The sequence below is a fragment of the Pseudomonas fluorescens genome (assembly GCF_001708445.1).
GTDB classification, from domain to species: domain Bacteria; phylum Pseudomonadota; class Gammaproteobacteria; order Pseudomonadales; family Pseudomonadaceae; genus Aquipseudomonas; species Aquipseudomonas gorinensis.
This window is the reverse complement of the sequence record NZ_CP015637.1, coordinates 464,444-490,124: the sequence shown is the minus strand read 5'-3', so window position 1 is coordinate 490,124 and position 25,681 is coordinate 464,444. Positions and strand designations below refer to the sequence as shown.

Below are 25,681 nucleotides of genomic sequence, written 5' to 3'. Positions count from 1 at the left end.
CATGTGAGAGGGGGCTTGCCCCCGATAGCGGAGTATCAGTCAGTCCATCGGATACTGACACACTGCTATCGGGGCAAGCCCCCTCCCACATTTGATCGCCTTTCAATTCCCCTCCCCGCGTTCTGCCTCTTCATCACCCAAATCAATCTTGCTATCCAGCCTCTATTCGCGCACTTAGACTCCGGCCTACTCCATATAGGTAAGCCGCCATGTCCGAGACGCTCCTCAGTTCCCGCAATCTGGCTTTCGAGCTGTACGAAGTCCTCGACGCCGAGGGCCTGACCCAGCGCGAGCGGTTTGCCGAACACAACCGCGAAACCTTCGACGCCGCGATCAGCACCGCGCGCAGCATCGCGGAAAAGTACTTCGCGCCGCATAACCGCAAAAACGACGAAAACGAACCGCGCTACGAAGACGGCAAGGCAATTCTGATTCCAGAAGTGAAACCCGCCGTGGATGCCTTTCTGGAAGCCGGTTTCCTCAATGCTGCGCGCAGTTTCGAAGCCGGTGGCATGCAGCTACCCACCCTGCTGTCCCAGGCCTGTTTCGCCCACTTCCAAGCCGCCAACGCCGCCTCTACTTCCTACCCGTTCCTGACCATGGGCGCAGCCAACCTGATCGAAAGCTTCGGCACCGAGGAGCAGAAACAACGCTTCCTGCAGCCGATGATCGAGGGCCGCTTCTTCGGCACCATGGCGCTGACCGAACCCCATGCCGGCTCCTCCCTATCAGATATCCGAACCCGCGCGGAGCCTGCGGCCGACGGCAGCTATCGCCTCAAGGGCAACAAGATCTTCATCTCCGGCGGCGACCATCCGCTGTCGGAAAACATTGTGCACATGGTGTTGGCCAAGTTGCCGGACGCACCAGCCGGGGTGAAGGGCATTTCGCTGTTTATCGTGCCCAAATTCCTCGTCAACGACGACGGCAGCCTGGGGGCGCGCAACGATGTGTTGCTGGCCGGGCTGTTCCACAAGATGGGTTGGCGCGGCACCACGTCCACAGCGCTGAATTTCGGCGATAACGGCCACTGCGTCGGCTACCTGGTGGGCAAACCCCACCAGGGCCTGAGCTGCATGTTCCAGATGATGAACGAAGCACGTATCGGCGTGGGCATGGGCGCGGTGATGCTCGGCTACGCCGGTTACCTCTACTCGTTGGAGTACGCCCGCGAACGCCCCCAAGGCCGCCTGCCGGACAGCAAGGACCCGACCACTGCACCGGTGTCCATCATCCAGCACGCCGATATCAAGCGCATGTTGCTGACCCAGAAAGCCTACGTCGAAGGCGCCTTCGACCTGGGCCTATATGCCGCGCGGCTGTTCGATGACACCACCACCCTGGCCACCGACATCGAACGCCGGCAAGCCCACGAACTGCTGGACCTGCTCACCCCCATCGTCAAATCCTGGCCTTCGGAGTTCTGCCTGAAGGCCAACGAGCTGGCGATCCAGATCCTCGGCGGCCACGGTTACACCCGTGAATACCCGGTGGAACAGTACTACCGCGACAACCGCCTGAACCCGATCCACGAAGGCACCCACGGCATCCAGTCCCTGGATTTGCTCGGGCGCAAGCTCGCACAGAACGGCGGCGCTGGTCTAAAACAGTTGATTCGGTTGATCGCCGAGACCGGCGCACGCGCGCAGAAATACCCTTCGCTGACCGCCCTGAGGGAACCGCTGGAACACCTGGTGGCCCGCCTGCAAAGCGTCACGATTGGCCTGCTGACCGATCTCGCCCAAGGCAAGGTCAACAGCAGCCTGGCGAACTCGGCGCTGTACCTGAAGGTATTCGGGCACACGGTGATCGGTTGGCGCTGGCTGGAACAGGCGATTCGCGCCGAGGAAGGGTTGGCCAAGGGCAATGCAGCGGATGTCGACTTCTATAAAGGCAAGCTCCAGGCTGCGCGGTATTTCCTGACGTGGGAGGTGCCGGGTTGTCATCACGAATTGCGCCTGCTGGAGGACAGGGATGACACCTGCCTGAACATGCAGGACAAATGGTACTAAGCACCTGTCAAGGTTGACAGGTGTTGATCACACGAGAGGCAGATAGAATCGTATGCCCTGAACGTTGTCTTGCCGTATTCGGGATAAGTGCAGTTTTTTCTGCAGCGCGACTACGCATAGGATCAACATCAATGAAAACGAAAATCATGCTTCAACAAGAAAACATCGGCACATCCAGCTATGTCGGTGATGCGCCGGAAGATGTTTTGATCAGAATCGGTGAGGAGTGGATCGTAGACAAGACCTACGTTTGCACCGAGAAAACATACAAGCTGCTGCCTGACGTGGGCGAGGAGAAAAACCGCTACACCGTCGAAGCCGTATTTTCAGAAAAAGCGACAACAGAGCCCGCCTCGGCGCGCAAAGTCGAAGTGGTCTTTACTGTTAAAAATGATCGCGCGTTCCCGGAAGTACCAGGGACGGAACACAACCCCGAATACGTGTTCTCCATCACCATTGGCGATCGCTTGACCGACAGATCAAACCAAACAGCGTCGGTACTTCGAAAATACTATCGCCCTATGTCAGGGGGCCGACTGACGATCGGCTATTACCTGGGTTAAGGCTGAACATTCAAAAGCGACGCGCCCATGTTCAGCAGGCATACGCTCCCGGTAGATGGGAGCGTATCGCCGAGTTTGCGGTTAGATACCGCCTGGCATGCAGCCATCGGTTCAACGGCAGTATCAAGGCTGCCCGATCGCCTTCGAAATCACCTCGACCGTGGCGCTGACTTGCTCTTGGTAACGGTCGAGTTCCTGCTGGTGACGCTGCTGCATTTCGATCTGCTCGGCGCACAGGTTCAGCGCGGCCAGCACCAGTAATTTGTCACCGATGAGGGTCGGGTACTTTTTCTTGGTGGTGGCCAGGGAGGCCTTGAGCATCGTCACGGCGTGCATCAGGGTTTGATCTTCCCCGGCCGGTGCCTTGATCGAGTAATCCTCTCCGAGAATCGAAACGACCTTTATCCCTTGGTTCATGCGCTGACAGGCCCTGCGCTCACGCGTTCAACCAGTGCTTGAATGCGCGCGGCGGTGGCACCGTGCTTTTCTTCCTGCTCCATCAGGTTCAGTTGCAGGCTGTCGTTCTCATCCTTGGCGCGGGCCAGTTCGGCCTTGAGGGCCTCGTTGCTGCCCAGCAGGTCTTGATTCTGCTGTACCAGGTCGCTGACCAGTTGTTCCAGTTGGCTGAGGGATGCTTCTAACATTTTGATTTCTCTGGCTTTTTAAAAGGGCGGTGACGATAAAGAAAATTCACCTCGGATGCCAGGGTTATCCCCGGCGCGCAGCCCGATAGTTAAGGGCCGGGCCGCACTTTCGAGCCTTAGTGACTGCATTTACCCCATCTGGTTCCGGAATCGGTGCAACCCCTCGTCAGATGCGACAAAAGCGCACGCCCCTTTAGACTTTAGTCGTACGGCCGATACGCGATGCACACCCCGTCTCATGGCCGCATGGATCGCGCTCCTCCCCCAGGACTCCAGCATGTCTCTTCGTAATATGAATATCGCGCCGCGCGCCTTCCTAGGCTTCGCGTTGATTGGTGCACTTATGTTGTTTCTCGGTGTATTCGCCCTGAACCAGATGAGCAAGATCCGTGGCGCCGCGGAAGACATCACCCTGTCCAGCGTGCCGAGCATTCGCGCCCTTGATGAATTCACCCAACTGACCCTGCGCCTGCGGGTGCTGTCATACCGCTTGCTGACCAACCGCGAACCGGATGTGCAGCAAAAGACCCTGGAAGCCTTTGACCTGCGCAACCAGCAGATTCGCACAGCACAGGGTGTCTACGAAAAACTGATCGACAGCAGCGAGGAACGCTCGACCTACGACGAGTACGTACGCTTGCTCAGCCAATACCATCAGATCGAAGAGCGCATGAAGAGCTTGTCGCGCGCCAACCAGATGGAGGAATTGCGCAGCCTGCTCAACACCGAATTGCTGAGCAACTCCGAGCAGGTCAACGCGGTACTCACGCGCCTGCTGGAGATTAATAACAAGATGGCCCTGGCCACCAACCAACAAGCCGAAGACCAGTACAACCTGGCCTTTGACCTGGTGGTGGGCCTGCTGGTGATCGCCACCGCGCTGACGTTGTTGTTCGCCTGGCTGTTGACCCGCAGCATCACCGTGCCGATTTCCCAGGCCCTGGATGCCGCGGAAGAGATCGCCGAAGGCAACCTCACACGGCCGATCAAGGTCGACGGCAACGACGAGGCCGGTCGCCTGCTGGCGGCGATGACGAAGATGCAGGACAAACTGCGCGACACCTTGCAACGCATCGCCGGCTCGGCCACCCAGTTGGCTTCCGCCGCGGAAGAACTGAACGCGGTCACGGATGAAAGCGCTCGCGGCCTGACCCAGCAAAACAACGAAATCGAACAAGCCGCCACCGCCGTCAACGAGATGACCAGCGCCGTCGAGGAAGTCGCACGCAATGCGGTGAGCACCTCCGAGGCCTCGCGCAACGCCACCACCTCTGCCGGTGACGGCCGCGACCTGGTACAGGAAACCGTCAGCGCCATCGAGCGCATGAGTGGCGACGTGCAAGCCACTGCCACGCTGATTGGCGAGCTGGCCAATGAGTCCCGTGATATCGGCAAGGTACTCGACGTGATTCGCGGCCTGGCCGACCAGACCAACCTGCTGGCCCTGAACGCAGCGATTGAAGCGGCGCGCGCGGGCGAAGCCGGCCGCGGTTTTGCCGTGGTGGCCGATGAAGTGCGGGCCCTGGCCCATCGCACCCAACAATCCACCAGCGAAATCGAGCGCATGATCGGCAGCATCCAGGCCGGCACCGAGCACGCCGTGGACTCGATGCGTAACAGCACCGAGCGCGCGGAATCGACGCTGAACATCGCCAAAGGCGCAGGTATGTCGTTGGACACCATCAACACGGCGATCATCGAGATCAACGAGCGCAACCTGGTCATCGCCAGCGCGGCGGAAGAACAGGCCCAGGTGGCGCGGGAAGTGGACCGCAACCTGGTGAATATCCGCGACTTGTCGGTGCAATCGGCAACCGGCGCCAGCCAGACCAGTGCGGCGAGCGGTGAGCTGTCGCGCCTGGCGGTGGATTTGAACGGGATGGTCGGGCGCTTCCGCCTCTAACTGATACAACTGGGTCAAGAAGGTGGGAGGGGCTTGCCCCCGATAGCAGTGTGTCAATCAGCACATCTGATTCTGATACAGCGTAATCGGGGGCAAGCCCCCTCCCACATTTGGATCTATATGAATCAGAAAAAGCTTTTTGACAGCGCGGCAATTCAACAGGTTAGAATCGCTGGCACGTAGACTGCATGGTCAGTTTGCGCCCGTCTTATATGCTCATGGAGTACTGCCTTTGAATGCGACGACCATCAACAGCCTGTTCTTGATCGGCGCGTTGCTGGTGGGTGCAAGCATTCTGGTGAGTTCCCTGTCGTCCCGCCTGGGTATCCCGATCCTGGTGATCATCCTGGCCGTGGGCATGGTCGCCGGCGTCGACGGCGGCGGTATCATCTTCGATAACTACCCGACCGCCTACCTGGTGGGCAACCTCGCGTTGGCCGTGATCCTGCTCGACGGCGGCTTGCGCACGCGGGTGGCGAGTTTTCGCGTGGCACTCTGGCCGGCGCTATCGCTGGCCACGGTGGGGGTGTTGATTACCACCGGCCTCACCGGCATGGCCGCCGCCTGGCTGTTCAACCTCAATATCATCCAGGGCCTGCTGATCGGCGCCATCGTCGGCTCCACCGACGCCGCCGCGGTGTTCTCGCTGCTCGGCGGCAAGGGCCTCAACGAACGGGTCACCGCCAGCCTGGAAATCGAATCCGGCAGCAACGACCCGATGGCAGTGTTCCTCACCGTCACCCTGATCGACATGCTTGCCAGCGGCCAGACCGGCCTGCACTGGAGCCTGCTGACCCACCTGATCCGCGAATTCGGCATCGGCGGCCTCATCGGCCTCGGCGGCGGCTGGCTGATGCTGCAAATGGTCAACCGCATCAACCTGGCCACCGGCCTCTATCCGATCCTGGTGATCGCCGGCGGCCTGGTGGTATTCGCCCTGACCAACGCCCTGCACGGCAGCGGCTTCCTCGCGGTGTACCTGTGCGGCCTGGTGATCGGCAACCGCCCGGTGCGCAGCCGCCATGGCATTTTGCATATGCTCGACGGCATGGCCTGGCTGGCCCAGATCGGCATGTTCCTGGTGCTGGGGTTGCTGGTCACGCCCCATGACCTGCTGCCCATCGCCCTGCCGGCCCTGGGCCTGGCACTGTGGATGATCCTGTTTGCGCGGCCATTGTCGGTGATGGTCGGCCTGCTGCCGTTCAAGGCGTTCCACGGCCGCGAAAAAGCCTTTATCGCCTGGGTCGGTCTGCGCGGCGCGGTGCCGATCATCCTGGCGGTGTTCCCGCTGATGGCCGGCCTGCCCCATGCGCAGCTGTACTTCAACCTGGCGTTCTTTATCGTGCTGGTCTCGCTGCTGGTACAGGGCACCAGCCTGCCGTGGGTGGCCAAGCTGCTGAAAGTGACCGTACCGCCGGAGCCCGCACCGATTTCCCGGGCGGCCCTGGAAGTCCACGTCACCAGCGAGTGGGAGCTGTTCGTCTACCGCCTCGGCGCAGAGAAATGGTGCATTGGCGCCGCCCTGCGCGAACTGAAAATGCCCGAAGGCACACGGATCGCCGCGCTGTTCCGTGGCCAGCAACTGCTCCACCCGTCGGGTAGTACGGTGTTGGAAGTCGGCGATCTGCTCTGCGTGATCGGCCACGAACACAACCTGCCGGCCCTGGGCAAACTGTTCAGCCAGGCGCCGCAACGCGGCTTGGATCTGCGCTTTTTCGGCGACTTCGTCCTCGAGGGCGACGCCCAGCTGGGCGCGGTTTCCGCCCTGTACGGCCTCAAGCTGGAAGGTATCGACCCGGACATGCCACTGAGCCGCTTCATCACCCAGAAAGTCGGCGGTGCGCCCGTGGTCGGCGACCAGGTGGAGTGGAACAACACCATCTGGACCGTCGCGGTCATGGACGGGAACAAGATTGGCAAAGTCGGCGTCAGATTCCCCGAAGGAAGTCGCCCGGGCCCCGGACTCTTCCTCTAAACTGCGGGGCGACAACGCCCCTGATTCTTCACCTTGCTCGACCGGTCTCTATGCCAACCCTGCGCACTTTTCTCGCCACTGCCCTGCTGGGCCTGACTCTTTGTGTCGGCAGCGTATATGCCGCCGACCCACCCAGCGCCGACGCCATCCAGCAAACCCTGGACAAGCTGCCTGATCGCAAGCTGCCCGACGCCGACATGAAGGCGCTGCAGTCGATCCTGCAACAGACCCTGACCTACCTGGGTAACAAACAGGATTACGAACAGCGCCTGGCGGACCTCAAGCGCCAGCTGGAAGACGCGCCGCGCCAGACCAGCGAGAACCAGCGCGAACTGACCCGGCTCAAGGCCACCAAGGTCATTCCGGTAGCCCAGCGCTACGCCTCGCTGCCGGTGCCGCAACTGGAGCAATTGCTGGTGCAGCGCACCACCCAGCAAGGCGACCTGCAAAAAGACCTGGCCGAAGCCAACAGCCTGACCATTGCCGCCCAGACCCGCCCCGAGCGCGCCCAGACCGAAATCAGCAACAGCCAGACGCGCATCCAGCAGATCAATTCGACCCTCAAGGCCGGCAAGGACAATGGCAAGACCCTCAGCAGCGACCAGCGCAACCAGTTGAACGCCGAACTCGCCGCCCTGAACGCGTTGATCCCCCTGCGCCGCCAGGAACTGGCCGGCAACAGCCAACTGCAAGACCTGGGCAACAGCCAGCACGACCTGGTAGTCGAAAAGACCGCGCGCCTGGAACAAGAGATCCAGGACCTGCAAACCCTGATCAACCAGAAACGCCTGGCCCAGTCCCAACAGACCGTTACCCAACAATCGATCGAAGCGCAGAAAGCCGGTGGCAGCAGCCTGCTGGCCACGGAAAGCGCGGCCAACCTGAAGCTGTCCGATTACCTGCTCAAAAGCACCGACCGCCTCAACGACCTGACCCAGAAAAACCTGCAGACCAAGCAGCAACTGGACACCGTGACCCAGAGCGACTCGGCGCTGGATGAACAGATCAACGTCCTCAAGGGCAGCCTGCTGCTCTCCAAGATCCTCTACAAGCAAAAACAGGCACTGCCACGCCTCACGGTAGACCGCGACCTGGCGGACGATATCGCCAACATTCGCCTGTATCAGTTCGAGGTCAACCAGCAGCGCGAGCTGATCAGTTCCCCCAGCACCTACGTAGACAACCTGCTGGCCAACCAGCCGCCGGACGATATCACCCCGCAACTGCGCCGCACCCTGCTGGAACTGGCGATCACCCGCAGCGACCTGCTGGAGCGCCTGAGCCGCGAACTGAGCGCACTGCTTAACGAATCGATCACCCTGCAACTGAACCAGAAACAACTGCTCAGCACCGCCACCACCCTGCGTGCGACGTTGGACGAGCAGATGTTCTGGATCCCCAGCAACAAGCCGCTGGACACCGAATGGCTGGAAACCGTACCGGCGCACCTGAGCAAGCAAGTCACCAGCCTGCCTTGGGCCTCCAGCGTCAGCGAACTGTACGATGGCCTGACCCAGCGCCCCCTGCTGTTCCTGCCGCTCCTGCTGTTGATCGGCGCCCTGCTGTGGCGACGTAACGCCCTGTACGCCCGCCTGAAAAAGGTCCACCTGGATATCGGCCACTTCAAGCGCGACAGCCAGTGGCACACACCACAGGCGATCCTGGTGAACATCCTGCTGGCGATGCCGGTGGCCCTGGGCCTGGCGCTGTGCGGCTATGCACTGCAGATCGACGCCCGTGGGCAAAACGCCAACCTCGGCGCGGCACTGTTGCAGATCGCCCAGGCGTGGCTGGTGTTCTACACCGCCTACCGCATCCTGGCGCCGGGCGGCGTGGCCGAGTTGCACTTCCGCTGGGAAAAACCCCAGGTCGAATTCCTGCAAGGCTGGGTGCGCAAGCTCGGGCTAGTGGTTCTGGCCCTGGTGGCCGTGGTGGCGATTGCCGAACATCAACCGGCAGCGCTGGCCGACGACGTGCTGGGCATTGGCGTGGTGCTGTTGTGCTATGCGCTGATGGCCTGGCTACTGGGGCGCCTGCTGTTACACAGCCCGACCCACGAAAAAGCCTCGCTGTTTCGCAAAGCCATGGGCCTGGTGTTTACCGCGCTGCCCATCGCCCTGTTTATCGCCGTGTGCTTCGGCTACTACTACACCGCGCTCAAGCTCAGTGACCGGTTGATCAATACCCTGTACCTGCTGATGCTCTGGCTGGTCATCGAAGCCACCTTCGTACGCGGCCTGGGCGTTGCCGCACGGCGCCTGGCCTACTCCCGCGCCCTGGCCAAGCGCCAAGCAGCCAAGGAAGCCGGCGACGGCGAGGCGGTGATCGAAGAACCGACCCTGGACATCGAGCAGGTCAACGAACAATCGATGCGCCTGATCCGCCTGGCCTTGCTCGGCGGCTTCATCGCGGCGCTGTACTGGGTGTGGTCAGACCTGATCTCGGTGTTCTCCTACCTGGACAACGTCACCCTCTACGAATACACCAGCGGCACCGGCGCCAATATCAGCATGGTGCCAATCAGCATCGGCGACCTGCTCGGCGCGCTGATCATCATCGGCATCACCTTCGCCCTGGCGCGCAACCTGCCCGGCTTGCTGGAGGTGCTGGTGCTGTCCAAGCTGGACCTGGCCCAGGGCAGCGCCTACGCCACCACCACGTTGCTGTCGTATGTGATTGCCGGCGTCGGCTTTGTCTCGACCCTGTCCACCCTCGGTGTGAGCTGGGACAAGTTGCAATGGCTGGTCGCCGCGCTGTCGGTGGGCCTGGGCTTCGGCATGCAGGAGATCTTCGCCAACTTTATCTCCGGCATCATGATCCTGTTCGAACGCCCGGTACGGATCGGCGACACCATCACCATCGGCAACCTGTCGGGCACCGTGAGCAAGATCCGCATCCGCGCGACCACCATCACCGACTTCGACCGCAAGGACATCATTGTCCCGAACAAGACCTTCATCACCGGGCAATTGATCAACTGGTCGCTGACCGACACCATCACCCGAGTCACCCTCAAACTGGGGGTGGACTACGGCTCCGACCTGGACCTGGTGAAGGAATTGCTGCTCAAGGCTGCGCGAGAAAACCCACGGGTGCTGAAGGAACCGGAACCCCATGTTTACTTCCTCAACTTCGGTGAAAGCACCCTCGACCACGAATTGCGCATGCACGTGCGCGACCTGGGCGACCGCAACCCGGTGATCGACGAGGTGAACCGCTTTATCAACCGCGAGTTCAAGAACCACCACATCAACATCTCGTTCCGGCAGATGGAGGTCTACCTGAAAAACCTCCACGGCCAGGAGTACAAGCTGGTGCCGGTAGAAGACGAAAACAGGACCATCGTCGGTCCGGTCGAATCCCCGGATACCCCGGAGCCACCACCGGGCAAAGTGGCGGATGCCCCCGAGCCGCCACCCTCCAAGCTCGACTAAACCGCCTATCCCCAGCAGAATGCTCGGACATTCTGCTGGAGATGGCCGGTGAAAGCCCTCGACGAACTGACCTTCGACAACCGCTTCGCGCGCCTGGGCGACGCGTTCTCGACCCACGTATTGCCTGAACCCCTCGACGAACCACGCCTGGTCGTGGCGAGCGATGCCGCCATGGCCCTGCTCGACCTCGACCCGACGGTGGCCGAAACCCCGGTATTCGCCGAGCTGTTTGGCGGGCACAAGCTATGGGCCGAGGCGGAACCGCGGGCGATGGTCTACTCCGGGCACCAGTTCGGCTCCTACAACCCACAATTGGGCGATGGCCGTGGGTTGCTGCTGGGCGAGGTGTACAACGCCGCCGGCGAGCATTGGGATCTGCACCTCAAGGGCGCCGGGCAGACGCCTTACTCGCGCATGGGCGACGGCCGCGCCGTGCTGCGCTCTTCGATTCGTGAGTTTCTCGCCTCTGAAGCGCTGCACGCGCTGGGCATTCCCAGCAGCCGCGCACTGTGCGTGATCGGCTCCAGCACCCCGGTGTGGCGTGAGAAGCAGGAACGCGGGGCCATGGTCCTGCGCCTGGCCCGCAGCCATATCCGTTTTGGTCATTTCGAATATTTTTATTACACCAAGAAGCCCGAACAGCAGGCTGAACTGGCCGAACACGTGTTGAACCTGCACTACCCCGACTGCCGCGAACAGCCCGAACCGTATCTGGCGATGTTCCGCGAAATCGTCGAACGCAATGCAGAACTGATCGCCAAATGGCAGGCGTATGGTTTTTGCCATGGGGTGATGAACACCGACAACATGTCGATCCTCGGCATCACCTTCGACTTCGGGCCGTTTGCGTTTCTGGATGATTTCGACGCGCACTTCATCTGCAACCACTCCGATCACGAAGGACGCTACTCCTTCAGCAACCAGGTGCCGATTGGCCAGTGGAACCTCAGCGCGCTGGCCCAGGCACTCACGCCGTTTATCAGCGTCGATGCCTTGAAGGAAGCCCTGGGCCTGTACCTGCCGTTGTACCAGGCGCACTACCTGGATTTGATGCGTCGTCGTTTGGGGCTGACCACTGCTGAAGACGATGATCAGAAATTGGTGGAGCGCTTGCTCAAGCTGATGCAGAACAGCGGCGTGGACTACACGCTGTTCTTCCGACGGCTGGGGGATGAATCGGCAGCGTTGGCCGTGACGCGGTTGCGCGATGATTTCGTCGATAGAGCCGGGTTTGATGCCTGGGCCGAGCTGTACAAGGCCCGTGTCGAACGGGATGGGGACGGCACCGAAGAACAGCGCCGTGCGCGAATGCATGCGGTGAACCCGCTGTACATCCTGCGCAACTACCTCGCACAAAACGCCATCACCGCTGCCGAGTCAGGCGATTACAGCGAAGTGCGGCGCTTGCACGAGGTGCTTTCCAAGCCATTCGAGGAACAGGCGGGGATGGAACAGTACGCGCAGCGGCCGCCGGATTGGGGCAAGCATCTGGAGATCAGCTGTTCGTCGTGATACGCGCCATGCTCGCGGTTAGATGAACATATCGACCGGCACCTTGAAATAATCCGCCAGCCAACGAATCTGCCGAACGTTGAGCTGGCGTTTTCCACTGAGGATTTCCGAGACAACCGATTGAGCGCCAACACCTGGCAAATCACTCTGCGTCAAACCATGCTCCTGCATCAGGGATCGCAATACGTCGACACCGCTGGCCTCTGGCACTGGCCAATGCTCCAAGTCATAAGCCTCGACCCAGTCACCGATGATATCGACCACGCCCATCAACGGGTGAGCTTCGTCTTCCCCTACGATATCCAGCAATTCGTCGAGCGCCTCCACCAGCACATCGTAGTCAGCCTCGGTTTTGGGCTTGCGCAACAGGGGCGACACGAATTGCCAATGCTCGGCCACCTGCTCGATCAGCACACTCATTTCCACTCACTCCTTCCAATTACCCTTGTCGTATTCCCGATGGTCCAGCACATGTCGAATATAGAGCCGCTGCATTCGGTAGCGCACAATCGCAATGAGGCGCAGCTTGTTACCACCTATGTTGAAGACGTGTAACGCCCCCACTTTATCCACGGCCGGAAAAATCGATTTCAACGCCGCGAAGTCTTCTGGATTGAGGACTTTGACCTTCCGATACCACGCATCCAAAGCACAGGCTGAATGAGGCCACTTCACTTTGGCATTGCGGATTTGTTTCGCACTGATTACGCGCATGCAACATCCCTATCGCATATTGCTATGGAGGTTAAACCCGAACTGCGACTATCGCAATTTGCTATGGCGCCGAACGGACCAATGGTGCTGTTTCGAACAAGCACTCCCAGCCTAGATAGGCATGCGCCAATCGACATTTGCGAATCTGTTAGCGCATGCGTCGTCGCCCTCGAGCTTGATAAAACGGCTACCTGACTCCAGATAGGGAGCATTGGCCACATCCACGGAGCGCCACCATGTCCGAACCTCTCGTTATCCCCTGCCCCCATTGCAACGGCCTCAACCGCATCCCCGGAGAGCGCCTGGGGGATACGCCCAAATGTGGGCGCTGCAAGCAGCCGGTTCTACTGAGCAAGCCTTTCGAGCTGAAGCAAGGCGACTACGCCAGCCAGATCAAGGGCGATTTACCGTTGCTGGTGGATGTGTGGGCCGATTGGTGTGGGCCGTGTAAATCCTTCGCGCCGGTATTCGAACAGGCGGCCGCGCAGCTGGCGGGCAAGTGCCGGCTGGCCAAGCTGGACAGTGAGGCTAATCAGCAGCTGTCGGCGCAGTTGGGGATTCGTTCGATCCCCAGTTTGATTCTGTTCAAGAACGGCCGCGAAGTGGCGCGCCAGAGCGGCGCCTTTCCGTTGCCGCAGTTGATGAGTTGGTTGCGTAGCCAGGGGGTGTAACCCGAATGCCAGTCAGTTAAGGTTTTTTTGTAGGAGCGAGCTTGCTCGCGAAAAACGTCAACGATAACGCGTGTTTCCTGAGTGAATGCGGCGTCTGTGAGTTTTTCGCGAGCAAGAACTAGGCGCCCCCCTCGCTCCTACAGAAGGCGATGTACGCTTAACTGACTGGCATTCGGGCTTGCCCGCTCCCACATTGGGTCCGGGTAGCGCTTGAGGTCAGGCATTTTCCAGCAGGTTGTGCAGCTCCACGAATTGCAGAGTGAGCTTATGCCGTGGGTCCAGGTGGATCAGCGGCTTGTTCTGCTGGTGCGACTCACGCATGCGCACTGAGCTGGCCAGGTACACCGGCAATACCGGCAAGCCTTCGGCCATCAACTCATCGAGCATCTGCTGCGGCAGGCTCGCCCGGGCCTGGAACTGGTTGACGACGATGCCTTCCACTTCCAGCCCCTCGTTGTGGTCCTCCTTCAACTCTTCGATTTCCGCCAGCAGGCCATACAACGCCTGGCGCGAGAAACTGTCGCAATCGAAGGGGATCAATACACGATCAGCGGCAATCAGCGCCGAAACCGCATAAAAATTCAATGCCGGCGGGGTATCCAGGTAAATCCGGTCGTAATCCTCGCTCAATTCATCCAGCAGCTTTCGCAGCTTGTTGATCTTGTGCTTGGCCTCGAGCTTGGGCTGCAAATCCGCCAACTCTGCGGTGGCCGTGATCACATGCAGGTTGTCGAACGGTGTCTCGTAGATATCCACGCGGTTTTTCTTGGAAAAAGGCCCGGAAGACAGGGTTTGCTTGAAGAATTCGGCAATGCCCATCGGGATATCATCGCCGGTCAGCCCGGTAAGGTACTGGGTGGAGTTGGCTTGTGCATCGAGGTCCACCAACAGGGTTCGATAGCCTTCACTGGCGCTGACTGCCGCCAGGTTGCAGGCGATACTGGACTTGCCAACGCCGCCTTTCTGATTGAACACCACGCGCCGCATGGAAAAACCTCCGTGTATCAATGAATGTCCGAGTGTAGAGGGCAAAAGCGCCTGTTCGCTACCTCGTTCATCCATGCACGGCTGCATTAACCGCGAGCCATGGCTCATCGCGTACAAACGAATAGGAAGGGTCCGACAATCCAATTCGTCCTGCGGTAAAGGACAATCTGTAAATCTCTCCGCAAATTTTGTAATCAGCCGTGAACAATTCTTTACCAAAGTTTGCTAGAACCCCACAGCACCCGGATAATGCGCGCCATTCGGCTCTTGCTCACCGTCCCGGTAAACTCGGCCAATGGCCGCACATGGAAGCCCGCAGGGGCGGGATAACTTCTCAGTGATCAACTTCAACATCGCCCAATGGCGTGCCTGGGCTCCTGGCCTGGACAGCGCGGACGACTGGTACGCCTGGTGCCGGGCCCCGGTGTTGCTGCCCGCCAGCGAAGCCAGCCCCGACGTATCGTTCTTGCCCGCCATGCAGCGCCGCCGCCTCAGCCGCCTGGCACGCATGGCGTTCAGCGTGGGTTGGCCGCTGGCCGAGGGCCGGCAAGACCTGCCCCTGGTGTTTATTTCGCGTCACGGCGAAACCCCGCGCACCCTCGACATCCTCAGCGACCTGGCCAATGACCAGCCGCTGTCGCCGACCCAGTTCAGCCTGTCGGTACATAACGCAGTGATTGGCCTGTGGTCGATCCTACGCAATGAAACCAGCGAGATGACGGCCCTTGCTGCCGCTGGCGACGGCCTGGAACACGGCCTGCTCGAAGCCGCCGCCCTGCTCAATGAAGGCGCCCCGGCCGTGTTGCTGGTGATTACCGAAGAACAGCCGCCTGAAGCCTATGCCGACTGGATCGCCGACGTGCCGTTCCCCTATGCCCTCGGCCTGCTGCTGACCCCAGGCGACGAGTGGCAACTGGAACTTACCCGCGGCACTGTCCAACCCACTCAAACCCAGTGGCCCCATGCCCTGAACCTGCTGCGCACCCTGCTCACTGAACAGGTCGCCTGCCAACATGCCTGGAAGAACCGCGTATGGAACTGGCAACGCAAGCCCTGACCGACAAACCACGGGACGCCTACTACTGGCGCCTGCTCGCCACCGCCGCCAGCTTCGCGCTGTTCGGAGCAGGCGGCCTGTGCCTGCGTTTGCTGGTGTTCCCGTTGCTCGCGTGCCTGCCAGGAAGCGCCGAAAAACACCAACGCCGCGCCCGCCATACCATCAGCAAGCTGTTCTGGTTCTTTATCCGCCTGATGCAACGCGCCGGCGTGCTGACCTACAGCGTCGAAGGTGCGGAAAACCTCGGGCGCCCAGGCCAGATGATCATCGCCAACCACCCGTCGCTGATCGACGTGGTGTTTTTGATCGGCCTGGTGCGCCAGGCCAACTGTGTGGTCAAGCAAAGCCTGTGGCAGAACCCCTTCACCCGTGGGCCGGTGCGCGATGCGGGCTATATCAGCAACGACGGCAGCAGCGAAATGCTCGATGCCGCCGCCGATGCCCTGCGCGGCGGCCAGACCCTGATCATTTTTCCCGAAGGCACCCGCACCACCCCTGGCTCGGCGCCTGCCTTTCATCGCGGCGCCGCCGCCATTGCGCTGCGCGGTGCGACAATCATCACCCCCGTGGTGATCAAGGTCAGCCCCACCACCCTGACCAAGGCCGAACCCTGGTATCGCATCCCAAAACGCCGCGTGCACTTCAGTTTGCGGGTAGGGGCCGATATAGAACCACAGGCGTTTGCCGCACTCGGGCCCGCGCCCCAGGCTTCACGCAAGCTCAACGATTACCTGCATCACTATTTTATTAAGGAGCTCGCCGAAGATGAGCGACCAACACAGCCTTGAGCACGACATAAAGGTGCTGATCATCGAGGCCCTGGGCCTGGAAGACATCAGCGCCGACGACATCGGAAACGATCAAACCCTGTTCGGCGAAGGCCTCGGCCTGGATTCGGTAGACGCCCTGGAATTGGGCCTGGCGATCCAGAAAAAGTACGGCATAAAAATCGACGCCGACGCCAAGGACACCCGCAATCACTTCACCAACGTGGCCAGCCTTGCGGCGTTCGTCACGGCCAGACAGGCAGCTTGAGACCGGACCATGCAAACTCGTGACGATATTTTCAACACCCTGCGCGACGCCTTGGTGGAACTGTTTGAACTGCCCCCGGAACGCGTCACCCTCGACGCCAACCTGTACCAGGACCTGGAAATCGACAGCATCGACGCCGTGGACCTGATCGACCATATCAAGCGCCAGACCGGCAAGAAGATCGCCGCTGAGGAATTCAAGGCAGTACGCACCGTGAACGATGTGGTTGAGGCGGTGTACCGTCTGGTCCAGCCAGCCGCATGAGCCGGTTGATTAGCCTTGGCCTGTTGTTGGCGGGGCTGCTGTACCCTTTTGCCGTGTATTACGGCACCGAGCACTTTGCGCCGTGGCAATTTGGCTTGCTGCTGGGCAGCCTGTGGCTGTTGCGCGCGCTGACCGCTGCACGGCGCCCCGGTAGCCGCTGGATGGCCGTGGCGGTCATCGTGTTTTGCCTGCTGCTGGCCTGGTTCGACAACCCTCGCCTGTTGCGCTGGTACCCGAGCCTGGTCAGTGCATTCATGCTCACGCTGTTCGGCCTGAGCCTGAAATACGGCCCGCCGATGGTCGAGCGCCTGGCCCGCATGAGCGACCCTCAGCTGCCAACCCACGCCGTCGTGTATACGCGCCAGGTCACCGTGGTGTGGAGTGTGTTTTTTCTATGTAATGGCCTGCTCGCCGCCGCCCTCACCCTGTGGGCGCCGCTGAGCTGGTGGACGTTGTACAACGGCCTGATCGCCTACGGGCTGATGGGGCTGTTGTTTGCCGTGGAATGGCTGGTACGACAAAGGGTTCGAGGCCGCGTATGAAAGGGTTGAAACTTGAGCAGTTGCTGCTTGAGCCGCTGCAACAGCGTTTGGTCACCACCGAACCTGCAATGAATCACGCCCAGCTGTGGGAACAATCCCTGCGTCTGGCGGCGGGTTTGCAGGCACATGGCATCAAGCGCGTGGCTGTCCATCTGGAAGATGCCGGCTTATTGGCCGTCGCCTTGCTGGCTGCCTGGCGCGCCGGGGCCAGCGTGCTGCTGCCCGCCGACCTGCAACCGCAAACCCGCCTACGCTGGGCCGATGCCGTCGACGCCTGGTTGATCGCCGCCGATGACCTCGCCGCGCTCGACCAAGCGCCGCTGGACCCGGCGGCACTGGATCTGGACACTTGCCAACTGAGCCTGTGTACCTCCGGTTCCAGCGGCGAACCCAAGCGCATCGACAAGACCCTGCGCCAGCTGGCCAACGAAGTTGAGGCCCTGGAAGCCCTATGGGGTCCAGACCTTGAAGACGCGTGCATCATCGGCAGCGTCGCCACCCAACATATCTACGGTTTGCTGTTCCGGGTGCTATGGCCGTTGTGCGCCGGCCGTCCCTTTGTGCGCCAACAACTGGCCTTCCCCGAGGATTTACAGCGCGCCAGCCGCGAACACGCGCATTTTGCCTGGGTCGCCAGCCCGGCGCTGCTCAAGCGCATGGGCGATAACCTCGACTGGACGGCGCTGAGCCAAGTGTCGCGGGTGTTCTCTTCCGGTGGCGCGCTGCCCATCGAGGCCGCCGGCAGCCTTTACGATCGCCTGCAGCAATGGCCGACAGAAATCCTCGGCAGCTCGGAAACCGGTGGTATTGCCTGGCGCCAAGGCGCACAGCCGTGGCAGCCGTTTGCCGGTGTCGAGCTGAGCCAGGACGCCGACGGCGCCCTGCGCATCGCCTCGCCGTACTTGCCCGCCGGGCACATCGAGCAGACCGCCGACGCCGCCCGCATCCACGCCGATGGCCGCTTCGAACTGCTCGGCCGACTGGACCGCATCGTCAAGCTGGAAGAAAAACGCATCTCCCTGCCCATGCTTGAACACGCGCTGATGGCCCACCCGTGGGTCACCGAAACCCGCCTGGGCGTGGTCCAGGAAAACCGTGCGTCACTCGGCGCGCTGGTGGTGTTGAGCCCCGAGGGCCTGCATGCCCTGCGCAACCAGGGCCGACGCACCGTGATCCAAACCCTGCGCCAGCACCTGAGCCAACACTGCGAAGCCCTGGCCCTGCCTCGGCGCTGGCGCTTGCTGCGCCAGTTGCCACTGAACAGCCAAGGCAAGCTGCCCCAGGCGGATGTCGAAGCACTGCTGCTGGCCCCCCGGCCAAAAGCGCCGGAAGTGCTGGAACACGTCGAAGTCGATGGCGAATGGACCTTGCAACTGAGCGTCCCGCCGGACCTGGCCTATTTCAGCGGCCACTTCCCGGTCACCCCGGTGCTGCCGGGCGTGGTGCAAGTGGAGTGGGCATTCAACCTCGGCCAGCAGTGCCTGGACCTGCCGCCGACCTTCGCCGGCATGGAAGTGCTCAAGTTCCAGCAACTGGTGCGTCCGGGCGACTGTATCGAACTGCACCTGCGCTTCGACCAGGAACGCGGCAAGCTGTATTTCGCCTACCGCAACGGCGTCGCCACCTGCTCCAGCGGCCGGATCCAATTGGAAGCCGCCCATGCATAAGCTTTTGTGGCAAATCGGCTTCCTGTGGCGAGCGGGCCCGCTCGCCACAGGGTGTTTTCCTATCAATGAGGGACACCATGCATAACCCCTGCGCCCTGATCCCGGTCTACAACCACGAAGCCGCCGTGCCGGCCGTGGTCTATAGCCTGCTGAACAGCGGCCTGCCCTGTCTGCTGGTGGACGATGGCAGCAGCCCGGCGTGCGCGGCGGTATTGGCGCAACTGGCGAGCCTCGATAACGTCACCCTGCTGACCCTGCCCAACAACCAGGGCAAAGGCAGTGCGGTCATGGCCGGTTTTCGCGAAGCCGCGCGCCTGGGCTTCACCCACGCCCTGCAAGTGGACGCCGACGGCCAACATGACCTGCGCGAAGTCGAAAGCTTTATCGACACCTCACGCCGGCACCCCACGGCCGTGATCTGTGGCTACCCCGAATACGATGACAGCGTGCCCAAGGCTCGTTTGTATGCGCGCTACCTGACCCATGTGTGGGTATGGATCAATACCCTGTCGCTACAGATTCGCGACTCGATGTGCGGCTTTCGCGTATACCCGCTGGCGCCCACGCTGGCCCTGATGGACTCGGCCTACATCGGCACACACATGGATTTCGACTCCGACATCCTGGTGCGCCTGGCCTGGCGCAACCAGCCGATGCGCTGGCTGCCGACCCAGGTGCATTACCCCGCCGACGGGCTGTCACACTTCCGCCTGTTCCGTGACAACGTGCGCATTTCGGCCATGCACACCCGGTTGTTCTTCGGCATGCTGGTGCGCGCGCCGATGATCCTGTGGCGACGGTGGCAGGCATGAGCGACAGCAGCAAACACTGGGCCGATCGCGAGGAGCGCGGCAGCTACTGGCTGATGAAATTCACCGCCGTCGCCGCCAAGGTGCTTGGCCGACGCCTGCTGAGCCCGCTGTTGTACGGCATCGTGTTGTACTTCTTCCTGTTCGGCCGCACGGCGCGCCAGAGCGCCTGGCAGTACCAGCAGCGCCTGGCTGAGTGGAGCGGTCGGGATGAGCTGCGTCCGAGCCAGCGCAAAGTCTTCGGCCAGTTCATGGCCTTTGCCGACGCCTTGCTCGACAAGCTCGACGTCTGGAACGGCAAGCTGCGCCTGGAACAGATCGAGATCAACGACCCGGCGCAATTGCGCGGGCAACTGCGTGGCGAACGCGGACAGATGCTGGTGGGTGCGCACCTGGGCAACCTCGAAGTGTGCCGTGCGCTGGCGGAAATCGGCGAACGCGTCACCATGAACGTGCTGGTGCACACCAAGCATGCCGAGCGTTTCAACCGCCTGCTGGGCGAAGCCGGCGCGACCCATTTACGCCTGATCCAGGTCAGCGAGCTGGACCCGGCCACCATGCTGCTGCTCAGCCAGCGCCTGGACGAAGGCGAATGGCTGGCAATTGCCGGCGACCGCGTACCGCTGCATGGCGGGCGCACGGTGCGCGTGGACTTCCTCGGCCATGACGCCGCCTTCCCCCAGGGCCCGTGGCTGCTGGCCGGCCTGCTCAAATGCCCGGTAAACCTGCTGATGTGCCTCAAACACCAGGGCCGCTATCGCCTGACCATCGAGCCCTTCGCGCAATCGATCGAATGGAAGCGCAGCACCCGCGAGCAGGTCATCGCGCAGTGGACCGCGCGCTACGCCGCACGCCTGGGCCAGTTCTGCCTGGAAGCGCCCCAACAATGGTTCAACTTTTATCCCTTCTGGAAGACCGATGACGACGCATCTTGAGCCGGTAACCTTTGGCGAACGCCCTCTGCGCATTGAAGACGTATTGGCCCTGGCCAACCGTCAGGTGCCCACGCACTTGCAGGATGACGCCGCCTATCGCCAGCGCATCGCCAAAGGCGCGCAGTTCCTCGACTCGCTGCTCGACAAGGAAGGCGTGATCTACGGCGTGACCACCGGCTACGGTGACTCCTGCGTGGTGGCGGTGCCATTGCAGCACGTCGAAGCGCTGCCGCGTCACCTGTACACCTTCCACGGTTGCGGCCTGGGCAAGTTGCTCGACGCACAAGCCACCCGTGCCGTGCTGGCGGCGCGTTTGCAGTCGCTGTGCCACGGCGTGTCCGGCGTGCGTGTGGAGCTGCTCGAGCGCCTGCATGCATTCCTGGAACACGATGTACTGCCGCTGATCCCGGAAGAAGGCTCGGTGGGGGCCAGCGGTGATTTGACGCCGCTGTCCTATGTGGCTGCGACCCTGTCCGGCGAACGTGACGTGCTGTTCCGTGGCGAACGCCGCCAGGCCATCGACGTACACCGCGAATTGGGCTGGCAGCCGCTGGTGCTACGCCCCAAGGAAGCCCTGGCGCTGATGAACGGCACTGCGGTGATGACTGGCCTCGCCTGCCTGGCGTTCGCCCGCGCCGATTACCTGCTGCAACTGGCCACGCGCATTACCGCGCTGAACGTGGTGGCGCTGCAAGGCAACCCGGAGCACTTCGACGAGCGCCTGTTCGCCGCCAAGCCGCACCCGGGGCAGATGCAGGTTGCGGCCTGGCTGCGCAAGGACCTGGCGATTGATGCGCCGACAGCCCCTTTGCACCGCTTGCAGGATCGTTATTCACTGCGTTGCGCGCCCCATGTGCTCGGCGTGCTGGCCGACAGCCTGAACTGGCTGCGTTCGTTTATCGAGATTGAGCTCAACAGCGCCAACGACAACCCGATCATCGACGCCGAAGAAGAGCGCGTGCTGCACGGCGGGCATTTCTACGGCGGGCATATCGCGTTCGCCATGGACAGCCTCAAGACCCTGGTGGCCAACGTCGCTGATCTGTTGGACCGGCAACTCGCGCTGCTGGTGGACGTGCGTTACAACCATGGCCTGCCGAGCAACCTGTCCGGCGCGCCGGCGGACCGCGCGATGATCAACCACGGGTTCAAGGCCGTGCAGATCGGTACCAGCGCCTGGACCGCCGAAGCGCTGAAAAATACCATGCCGGCCAGCGTGTTCTCGCGCTCCACCGAATGCCATAACCAGGACAAGGTGAGCATGGGCACCATTGCCGCCCGCGACGCGATCCGCGTGCTGGAGCTGACCGAACAGGTAGCCGCCGCCACCTTGCTCGCGGCCAACCAGGGTGTGTGGCTGCGCGCCCAGGCCGAGGATGCACGCCCACTGCCACCGGCATTGGCCGCCATGCACGAAGAACTGGCCAAGGACTTCCCGCCGGTCATCGAAGACCGTGCCCTGGAAGGCGAACTGCGCCTGTGCCTGCAACGCATCGCCGAGCAACACTGGGGGCTGCATGCGTAGCCCTGGCGTACTGCACAGCGACACCGAAATCCTCGTGCCGTTTTTCGACGTCGACACCATGAACGTGGTGTGGCACGGGCATTACGTGAAGTACCTGGAAGTGGCGCGCTGCGCGTTGCTGGACAAGATCGGCCATAACTACGCGGCGATGCTCGAAGCCGGCTACGCCTGGCCGGTGATCGACATGCAACTGCGCTATGTGCGCGGTGCGGTGTTCGGCCAGACGATCAACGTGCGCGCCAGCCTGGTGGAGTGGGAGAACCGTTTGAAGGTCAATTACCTGATCACCGATCTGGCCAGCGGCGAGCGTTTGACCCGAGCCAGTACCGTGCAAGTGGCGGTGGAAATTGCCAGCCGCGAGATGCAACTGGCCTCGCCCAAAGTCTTTACCGACGCCGTCGAAAGGGCCCTGAAATGCTGACCCCGTTCTCTGTAGGAGCGAGCTTGCTCGCGAAGATCGTCAACGATAACGCGGGTTTCCTGATCCCCCGCGGCGCTCTCGGGTTTTTCGCGAGCAAGCTCGCTCCTACAGTGTTGGTGTTGTTTGGTTTTTCGGGGGCGGCACACGCCTTCGACCTGCAACAACTCAGCGACCAGTTGGCCAAACCCTCAGTGATCCACGGCAGCTTCATCCAGGAAAAACACCTGCGTGCACTGCCGCAACCGTTGGTCAGCAAAGGCACCTTTGTGCTGGCCAAGGACCACGGCCTGCTCTGGCTGCTGAAAACCCCGTTGCAGCAGGATTACCGCATCAGCCCACAAGGCATTGCCCGCCGCGACGCCAATGGCTGGCAAACCCTGCCGAACAAGAGCGCCGGGGCCGAGCAGAACCGTCTGTTCCTCGCCGTGCTGCAGGGTGACAGCAGCGGTTTGCAACGCGATTTCGAACTGCAACTGCAAGGCGAGGCCACGCAGTGGAAGCTGACGCTGATCCCGCGTTCGCTGCTGCTCAAACAAGTGTTCACCCAGATCAATATCGACGGCGGCGAACTGGTGCATACCATCGAACTGCTGGAAACCCAGGGCGACAGCACCGTATTGCGCATGCAAGACAGCACGGCGAGCCAACCCTTGAGCGACGCGGAGCAACACGACTTTGCCCAGTGAGCGCCAGTTACCGCGCCTGTTCCTGATCCTGCTGGTGGCCGTGCTGGCCCTGGCCGGCTGGCAGTGGCGCCACGGTGCACCGCTGTCGGCCAACCTGATGGAACTGGTGCCGGGCGGCGCGCCGGACGCCCTGGAGCAGCAAGCCGAACAGCGCATGCAGGAGCCGTTGAATCGCGAGATGCTGGTGTTGGTCGGGCATGCCGATCGCCAGCAGGCGGTGGCCGTGGCCCAACAATTGGGCGAGCGCTGGCAGGCCAGCGGGTTGTTCGAGAAGGTGCAATGGAACCTGCAAGCCGACTTGCCGGCACTGCGTGAGCAATTGCTGCGCGGGCGCTTGGCGATGCTGTCGGGCAAAGACCGCGAGCAACTGATCGACCATCCCGACGCGTTCATCCAGCAGCGTGTGCAATCACTGTTCGACCCCTTCACCGGGTTCAGCCTGGTGCCGAGCCAGGATGACTGGCTGGGCCTCACCGGGCGCATCCAGAACAGCCAGCCGCAACAAGGCGCGGTGCAGCTGGATATCGGCAGCGGTGCGCTGATCGCCGAGGCCGACGGCAAGAGCTGGGTGCTGCTGCGCGCGCGTACCACCGGCAATGCCTTCGATATGAAACTGCCGTTGCAAGTGGCGGATTTGCTCCAGGCCAGCCGCACGCAGGCCAGTGAACAAGGCGCGCAGTTGCTCGCCGCCAGCGGCCTGCTCTACGCCGCCAACGGGCAGCAGCAGGCCAGCCGGGAAATCACCTGGGTCGGCGGCGGCGCGACCGTTGGCATCCTGTTGCTGCTGTTGCTTGCGTTCCGCCGCTGGCGCGTGTTGCTGGCGTTTGTGCCTGTGCTGGTGGGCATGCTGTTTGGCGCGGTGGCCTGTGTGGCGCTGTTTGGCCATATGCACGTGATGACCCTGGTACTCGGCTCCAGCTTGATCGGCGTGGCCGTGGATTACCCGCTGCACTACCTGTCCAAAAGCTGGAGCATGCAGCCGTGGCGCAGCTGGCCGGCATTACGCCTGACCCTGCCGGGGCTGACCCTGAGCCTGGCCACCAGTTGCATCGGTTACCTGGCGCTGGCCTGGACGCCCTTCCCGGCCTTGACGCAAATCGCGGTGTTCTCCGCGGCGGGGCTGGTCGGCGCCTATCTGTCGGCCGTCTGCCTGTTGCCGGCGTTGCTCAAGGGCGTGGAACTGCGCCCGGCGCAATGGCCGCTGCGCATCGCCGAGGGCCTGTGGCGCATGCGCGCCTCGCTGGTCAAGCGCGTGCCGAGCGCGGTGCTGCTGGTGTGGGTACTGCTGTTCTGCGCCGCTGGCCTGTGGCAGTTGAACAGCAAAAACGATATTCGCCAGTGGATCGGCGCACCGCCGCAATTGCTGCAAGAGGCCCAGGCCGTGGCGCGTATTACCGGGTTCCAGCCCACCAGCCAGTTCTTCCTGGTGCGCGCGGACAATCAGCAGCAGTTACTGGAACGCCAAGCCGCCCTGGGCCAGCGCCTGGAACAGTTGGTGAATATGGACAAGCTCCAGGGCTACCTGGCGCTGAACCAGTTGGTCAACCTGCCGGCCGAGCAACAACGGCTGCGCGAGGCATTGAATAAACTGCCGGAACATTGGCAACCGCTGCTGGACCTCGGTGTGCCAGCCAGCGCGCTGCAAGCCGAAGTCGCGCAGTTGCAGGCGCTGCCCACCGAAGACATCGACGCTGCGCTGGTCGGCCCCCTGGCAGAACCCTGGCGCACGCTGTGGCTGGGCCCGGTGGACGGCGGCGTGGCGGCCATGGTCAGCCTGCAAGGCTTGAACAACCCGGCGCTGTTGCAGGTGCAGGCCGTGGATTTGCCCGGCGTGCAACTGGTCGATCGCCTGGGTGACTTGAATCGCGTTTTCGCCGCGACCCAGATCAGCGCGGCTGAATTGAAGTTGATGTCGTGCGGGCTGATCGTGCTACTGCTGGTCCTGCCGTTCGGCTTGGGCGGTGCATTGCGTATCGTTGCCCTGCCGTTGCTGGCGGCGCTGTGCAGCCTGGCCAGCCTGGGTTGGCTGGGCCAGCCACTGACGCTGTTCAGCCTGTTCGGCCTGCTGCTGGTCACGGCCATCAGTGTCGACTACGCGATCCTGATGCGTGAACAGATCGGCGGGCCCGCGGTCAGCCTTTTAGGAACACTGCTGGCGGCACTGACAACCTGGTTGTCGTTCGGCCTGCTGGCGGTGTCGAGCACGCCGGCAGTGAGTAATTTCGGTCTGTCGGTCAGCCTGGGCCTGGCGTTCAGCTTTATGCTGGCGCCCTGGGCCGGCCAACAGAAGCACGCCTTATGAATGTGATTATCGCCAATGTGGCA

At 62.0% G+C, this 25,681-nt stretch carries 24 protein-coding genes and 1 pseudogene; 20 read left to right on the top strand and 5 right to left on the bottom strand.

Annotation, left to right across the window (positions count from 1 at the left end; genetic code table 11):
- The first annotated feature begins 209 nt into the window (after positions 1–209).
- Together A7317_RS02130 and A7317_RS02125 are read left to right on the top strand one after the other, a co-directional pair.
- Positions 210–2,012 carry an acyl-CoA dehydrogenase gene (locus A7317_RS02130; RefSeq protein WP_069075115.1) on the top strand — a complete coding sequence of 601 codons (1,803 nt, stop codon included), beginning with the start codon at positions 210–212 and terminating at the stop codon, positions 2,010–2,012.
- 131 nt (positions 2,013–2,143) lie between these two features.
- The gene (locus A7317_RS02125) at positions 2,144–2,575 is read left to right on the top strand and encodes a hypothetical protein (protein WP_069075114.1); all 432 of its coding nucleotides are present in this window, start codon (positions 2,144–2,146) and stop codon (positions 2,573–2,575) included.
- A 123-nt stretch (positions 2,576–2,698) separates the two neighbouring features.
- Here A7317_RS02125 and A7317_RS02120 read toward each other — a convergent pair whose 3' ends face one another.
- Together A7317_RS02120 and A7317_RS02115 are read right to left on the bottom strand one after the other, a co-directional pair.
- A complete protein-coding gene (locus A7317_RS02120; RefSeq protein WP_024073015.1) occupies positions 2,699–2,992 on the bottom strand; it encodes a cell division protein ZapA in 294 nt (97 codons plus the stop codon).
- On the bottom strand, positions 2,989–3,219 hold the full coding sequence (locus A7317_RS02115; RefSeq protein WP_024073014.1) for a hypothetical protein: 231 nt from the start codon (positions 3,217–3,219) through the stop codon (positions 2,989–2,991). The genes A7317_RS02120 and A7317_RS02115 overlap by 4 nt, the downstream gene beginning before the upstream one ends.
- Positions 3,220–3,274: 55 nt before the next feature.
- On the opposite strand from A7317_RS02115, the pseudogene A7317_RS31420 reads away from it, so the two are divergent.
- From A7317_RS31420 to selO, 5 genes and pseudogenes are all read left to right on the top strand, one after another.
- Positions 3,275–4,267 (top strand): annotated as a pseudogene (locus A7317_RS31420) (MCP four helix bundle domain-containing protein); the annotation flags it as partial.
- The gene (locus A7317_RS31415; RefSeq protein ID WP_404940606.1) at positions 4,250–5,122 is read left to right on the top strand and encodes a methyl-accepting chemotaxis protein; all 873 of its coding nucleotides are present in this window, start codon (positions 4,250–4,252) and stop codon (positions 5,120–5,122) included. The pseudogene A7317_RS31420 and the gene A7317_RS31415, both read left to right, overlap by 18 nt.
- A gap of 232 nt (positions 5,123–5,354) precedes the next feature.
- Positions 5,355–7,097, top strand: coding sequence for a potassium/proton antiporter (locus A7317_RS02105; RefSeq protein WP_024073011.1), 1,743 nt, complete (start codon positions 5,355–5,357; stop codon positions 7,095–7,097).
- A 50-nt stretch (positions 7,098–7,147) separates the two neighbouring features.
- Positions 7,148–10,531 (top strand): mechanosensitive channel MscK, encoded by a 3,384-nt coding sequence (gene mscK, locus A7317_RS02100; RefSeq protein ID WP_069075113.1) that lies wholly within the window; start codon positions 7,148–7,150, stop codon positions 10,529–10,531.
- Between the two features lie 48 nt (positions 10,532–10,579).
- Positions 10,580–12,043 carry a protein adenylyltransferase SelO gene (gene selO / locus A7317_RS02095; RefSeq protein WP_069075112.1) on the top strand — a complete coding sequence of 488 codons (1,464 nt, stop codon included), beginning with the start codon at positions 10,580–10,582 and terminating at the stop codon, positions 12,041–12,043.
- An 18-nt stretch (positions 12,044–12,061) separates the two neighbouring features.
- Here selO and A7317_RS02090 read toward each other — a convergent pair whose 3' ends face one another.
- Complete coding sequence (locus A7317_RS02090; RefSeq protein ID WP_024073008.1) at positions 12,062–12,463, bottom strand: helix-turn-helix domain-containing protein; 402 nt, start codon at positions 12,461–12,463, stop codon at positions 12,062–12,064.
- Positions 12,464–12,469: 6 nt separating this feature from the next.
- Positions 12,470–12,757 carry a type II toxin-antitoxin system HigB family toxin gene (locus A7317_RS02085; protein ID WP_024073007.1) on the bottom strand — a complete coding sequence of 96 codons (288 nt, stop codon included), beginning with the start codon at positions 12,755–12,757 and terminating at the stop codon, positions 12,470–12,472.
- Between the two features lie 236 nt (positions 12,758–12,993).
- Between A7317_RS02085 and trxC the strand changes: the two genes are divergently transcribed.
- Positions 12,994–13,428 carry a thioredoxin TrxC gene (gene trxC, locus A7317_RS02080; RefSeq protein ID WP_024073006.1) on the top strand — a complete coding sequence of 145 codons (435 nt, stop codon included), beginning with the start codon at positions 12,994–12,996 and terminating at the stop codon, positions 13,426–13,428.
- A 216-nt stretch (positions 13,429–13,644) separates the two neighbouring features.
- On the opposite strand, the gene A7317_RS02075 is transcribed toward trxC, so the two are convergent.
- A complete protein-coding gene (locus tag A7317_RS02075) occupies positions 13,645–14,415 on the bottom strand; it encodes a ParA family protein (RefSeq protein ID WP_024073005.1) in 771 nt (256 codons plus the stop codon).
- 337 nt (positions 14,416–14,752) lie between these two features.
- On the opposite strand from A7317_RS02075, the gene A7317_RS02070 reads away from it, so the two are divergent.
- The 12 genes from A7317_RS02070 to A7317_RS02015 all read left to right on the top strand — a co-directional run bounded on the left by A7317_RS02070 (position 14,753) and on the right by A7317_RS02015 (position 25,658).
- Positions 14,753–15,472, top strand: coding sequence for a beta-ketoacyl synthase chain length factor (locus tag A7317_RS02070; protein WP_024073004.1), 720 nt, complete (start codon positions 14,753–14,755; stop codon positions 15,470–15,472).
- Positions 15,448–16,260 (top strand): lysophospholipid acyltransferase family protein, encoded by an 813-nt coding sequence (locus tag A7317_RS02065; protein ID WP_024073003.1) that lies wholly within the window; start codon positions 15,448–15,450, stop codon positions 16,258–16,260. The genes A7317_RS02070 and A7317_RS02065 overlap by 25 nt, the downstream gene beginning before the upstream one ends.
- Entirely contained in the window at positions 16,238–16,507 is a 270-nt protein-coding gene (locus tag A7317_RS02060; protein ID WP_024073002.1) for a phosphopantetheine-binding protein, read from the top strand. Before A7317_RS02065 ends, A7317_RS02060 begins: the two co-directional genes overlap by 23 nt.
- Before the next feature lie 9 nt (positions 16,508–16,516).
- Positions 16,517–16,771: an acyl carrier protein gene (locus A7317_RS02055; RefSeq protein WP_003187949.1), complete on the top strand. Its 255-nt coding sequence runs from the start codon at positions 16,517–16,519 to the stop codon at positions 16,769–16,771.
- Positions 16,768–17,313: a membrane protein gene (locus A7317_RS02050; RefSeq protein WP_024073001.1), complete on the top strand. Its 546-nt coding sequence runs from the start codon at positions 16,768–16,770 to the stop codon at positions 17,311–17,313. The genes A7317_RS02055 and A7317_RS02050 overlap by 4 nt, the downstream gene beginning before the upstream one ends.
- Complete coding sequence (locus tag A7317_RS02045) at positions 17,310–18,980, top strand: AMP-binding protein (protein ID WP_069075111.1); 1,671 nt, start codon at positions 17,310–17,312, stop codon at positions 18,978–18,980. The genes A7317_RS02050 and A7317_RS02045 overlap by 4 nt, the downstream gene beginning before the upstream one ends.
- A 77-nt stretch (positions 18,981–19,057) precedes the next feature.
- On the top strand, positions 19,058–19,792 hold the full coding sequence (locus tag A7317_RS02040; protein ID WP_069075110.1) for a glycosyltransferase family 2 protein: 735 nt from the start codon (positions 19,058–19,060) through the stop codon (positions 19,790–19,792).
- Positions 19,789–20,724, top strand: coding sequence for a glycosyl transferase (locus A7317_RS02035; RefSeq protein WP_069075109.1), 936 nt, complete (start codon positions 19,789–19,791; stop codon positions 20,722–20,724). Before A7317_RS02040 ends, A7317_RS02035 begins: the two co-directional genes overlap by 4 nt.
- Positions 20,708–22,249: an HAL/PAL/TAL family ammonia-lyase gene (locus A7317_RS02030; RefSeq protein ID WP_024072997.1), complete on the top strand. Its 1,542-nt coding sequence runs from the start codon at positions 20,708–20,710 to the stop codon at positions 22,247–22,249. Before A7317_RS02035 ends, A7317_RS02030 begins: the two co-directional genes overlap by 17 nt.
- A complete protein-coding gene (locus A7317_RS02025; RefSeq protein WP_069075108.1) occupies positions 22,242–22,670 on the top strand; it encodes an acyl-CoA thioesterase in 429 nt (142 codons plus the stop codon). Before A7317_RS02030 ends, A7317_RS02025 begins: the two co-directional genes overlap by 8 nt.
- Positions 22,664–23,356 (top strand): outer membrane lipoprotein carrier protein LolA, encoded by a 693-nt coding sequence (locus A7317_RS02020; RefSeq protein ID WP_069075107.1) that lies wholly within the window; start codon positions 22,664–22,666, stop codon positions 23,354–23,356. Before A7317_RS02025 ends, A7317_RS02020 begins: the two co-directional genes overlap by 7 nt.
- On the top strand, positions 23,346–25,658 hold the full coding sequence (locus A7317_RS02015; RefSeq protein ID WP_024072994.1) for an MMPL family transporter: 2,313 nt from the start codon (positions 23,346–23,348) through the stop codon (positions 25,656–25,658). The genes A7317_RS02020 and A7317_RS02015 overlap by 11 nt, the downstream gene beginning before the upstream one ends.
- Positions 25,659–25,681: the final 23 nt, after the last annotated feature.

Coding starts and splice junctions, on each gene's coding strand:
- A7317_RS02130 (WP_069075115.1), top strand. CDS start 210: ATGTCCGAGACGCTCCTCAGTTCCCGCAATCTGGCTTTCGAGCTGTAC.
- A7317_RS02125 (WP_069075114.1), top strand. CDS start 2,144: ATGAAAACGAAAATCATGCTTCAACAAGAAAACATCGGCACATCCAGC.
- A7317_RS02120 (WP_024073015.1), bottom strand. CDS start 2,992: ATGAACCAAGGGATAAAGGTCGTTTCGATTCTCGGAGAGGATTACTCG.
- A7317_RS02115 (WP_024073014.1), bottom strand. CDS start 3,219: ATGTTAGAAGCATCCCTCAGCCAACTGGAACAACTGGTCAGCGACCTG.
- A7317_RS31415 (WP_404940606.1), top strand. CDS start 4,250: ATGACGAAGATGCAGGACAAACTGCGCGACACCTTGCAACGCATCGCC.
- mscK (WP_069075113.1), top strand. CDS start 7,148: ATGCCAACCCTGCGCACTTTTCTCGCCACTGCCCTGCTGGGCCTGACT.
- A7317_RS02090 (WP_024073008.1), bottom strand. CDS start 12,463: ATGAGTGTGCTGATCGAGCAGGTGGCCGAGCATTGGCAATTCGTGTCG.
- A7317_RS02085 (WP_024073007.1), bottom strand. CDS start 12,757: ATGCGCGTAATCAGTGCGAAACAAATCCGCAATGCCAAAGTGAAGTGG.
- trxC (WP_024073006.1), top strand. CDS start 12,994: ATGTCCGAACCTCTCGTTATCCCCTGCCCCCATTGCAACGGCCTCAAC.
- A7317_RS02075 (WP_024073005.1), bottom strand. CDS start 14,415: ATGCGGCGCGTGGTGTTCAATCAGAAAGGCGGCGTTGGCAAGTCCAGT.
- A7317_RS02065 (WP_024073003.1), top strand. CDS start 15,448: ATGGAACTGGCAACGCAAGCCCTGACCGACAAACCACGGGACGCCTAC.
- A7317_RS02060 (WP_024073002.1), top strand. CDS start 16,238: ATGAGCGACCAACACAGCCTTGAGCACGACATAAAGGTGCTGATCATC.
- A7317_RS02055 (WP_003187949.1), top strand. CDS start 16,517: ATGCAAACTCGTGACGATATTTTCAACACCCTGCGCGACGCCTTGGTG.
- A7317_RS02050 (WP_024073001.1), top strand. CDS start 16,768: ATGAGCCGGTTGATTAGCCTTGGCCTGTTGTTGGCGGGGCTGCTGTAC.
- A7317_RS02045 (WP_069075111.1), top strand. CDS start 17,310: ATGAAAGGGTTGAAACTTGAGCAGTTGCTGCTTGAGCCGCTGCAACAG.
- A7317_RS02040 (WP_069075110.1), top strand. CDS start 19,058: ATGCATAACCCCTGCGCCCTGATCCCGGTCTACAACCACGAAGCCGCC.
- A7317_RS02035 (WP_069075109.1), top strand. CDS start 19,789: ATGAGCGACAGCAGCAAACACTGGGCCGATCGCGAGGAGCGCGGCAGC.
- A7317_RS02030 (WP_024072997.1), top strand. CDS start 20,708: ATGACGACGCATCTTGAGCCGGTAACCTTTGGCGAACGCCCTCTGCGC.
- A7317_RS02025 (WP_069075108.1), top strand. CDS start 22,242: ATGCGTAGCCCTGGCGTACTGCACAGCGACACCGAAATCCTCGTGCCG.
- A7317_RS02020 (WP_069075107.1), top strand. CDS start 22,664: ATGCTGACCCCGTTCTCTGTAGGAGCGAGCTTGCTCGCGAAGATCGTC.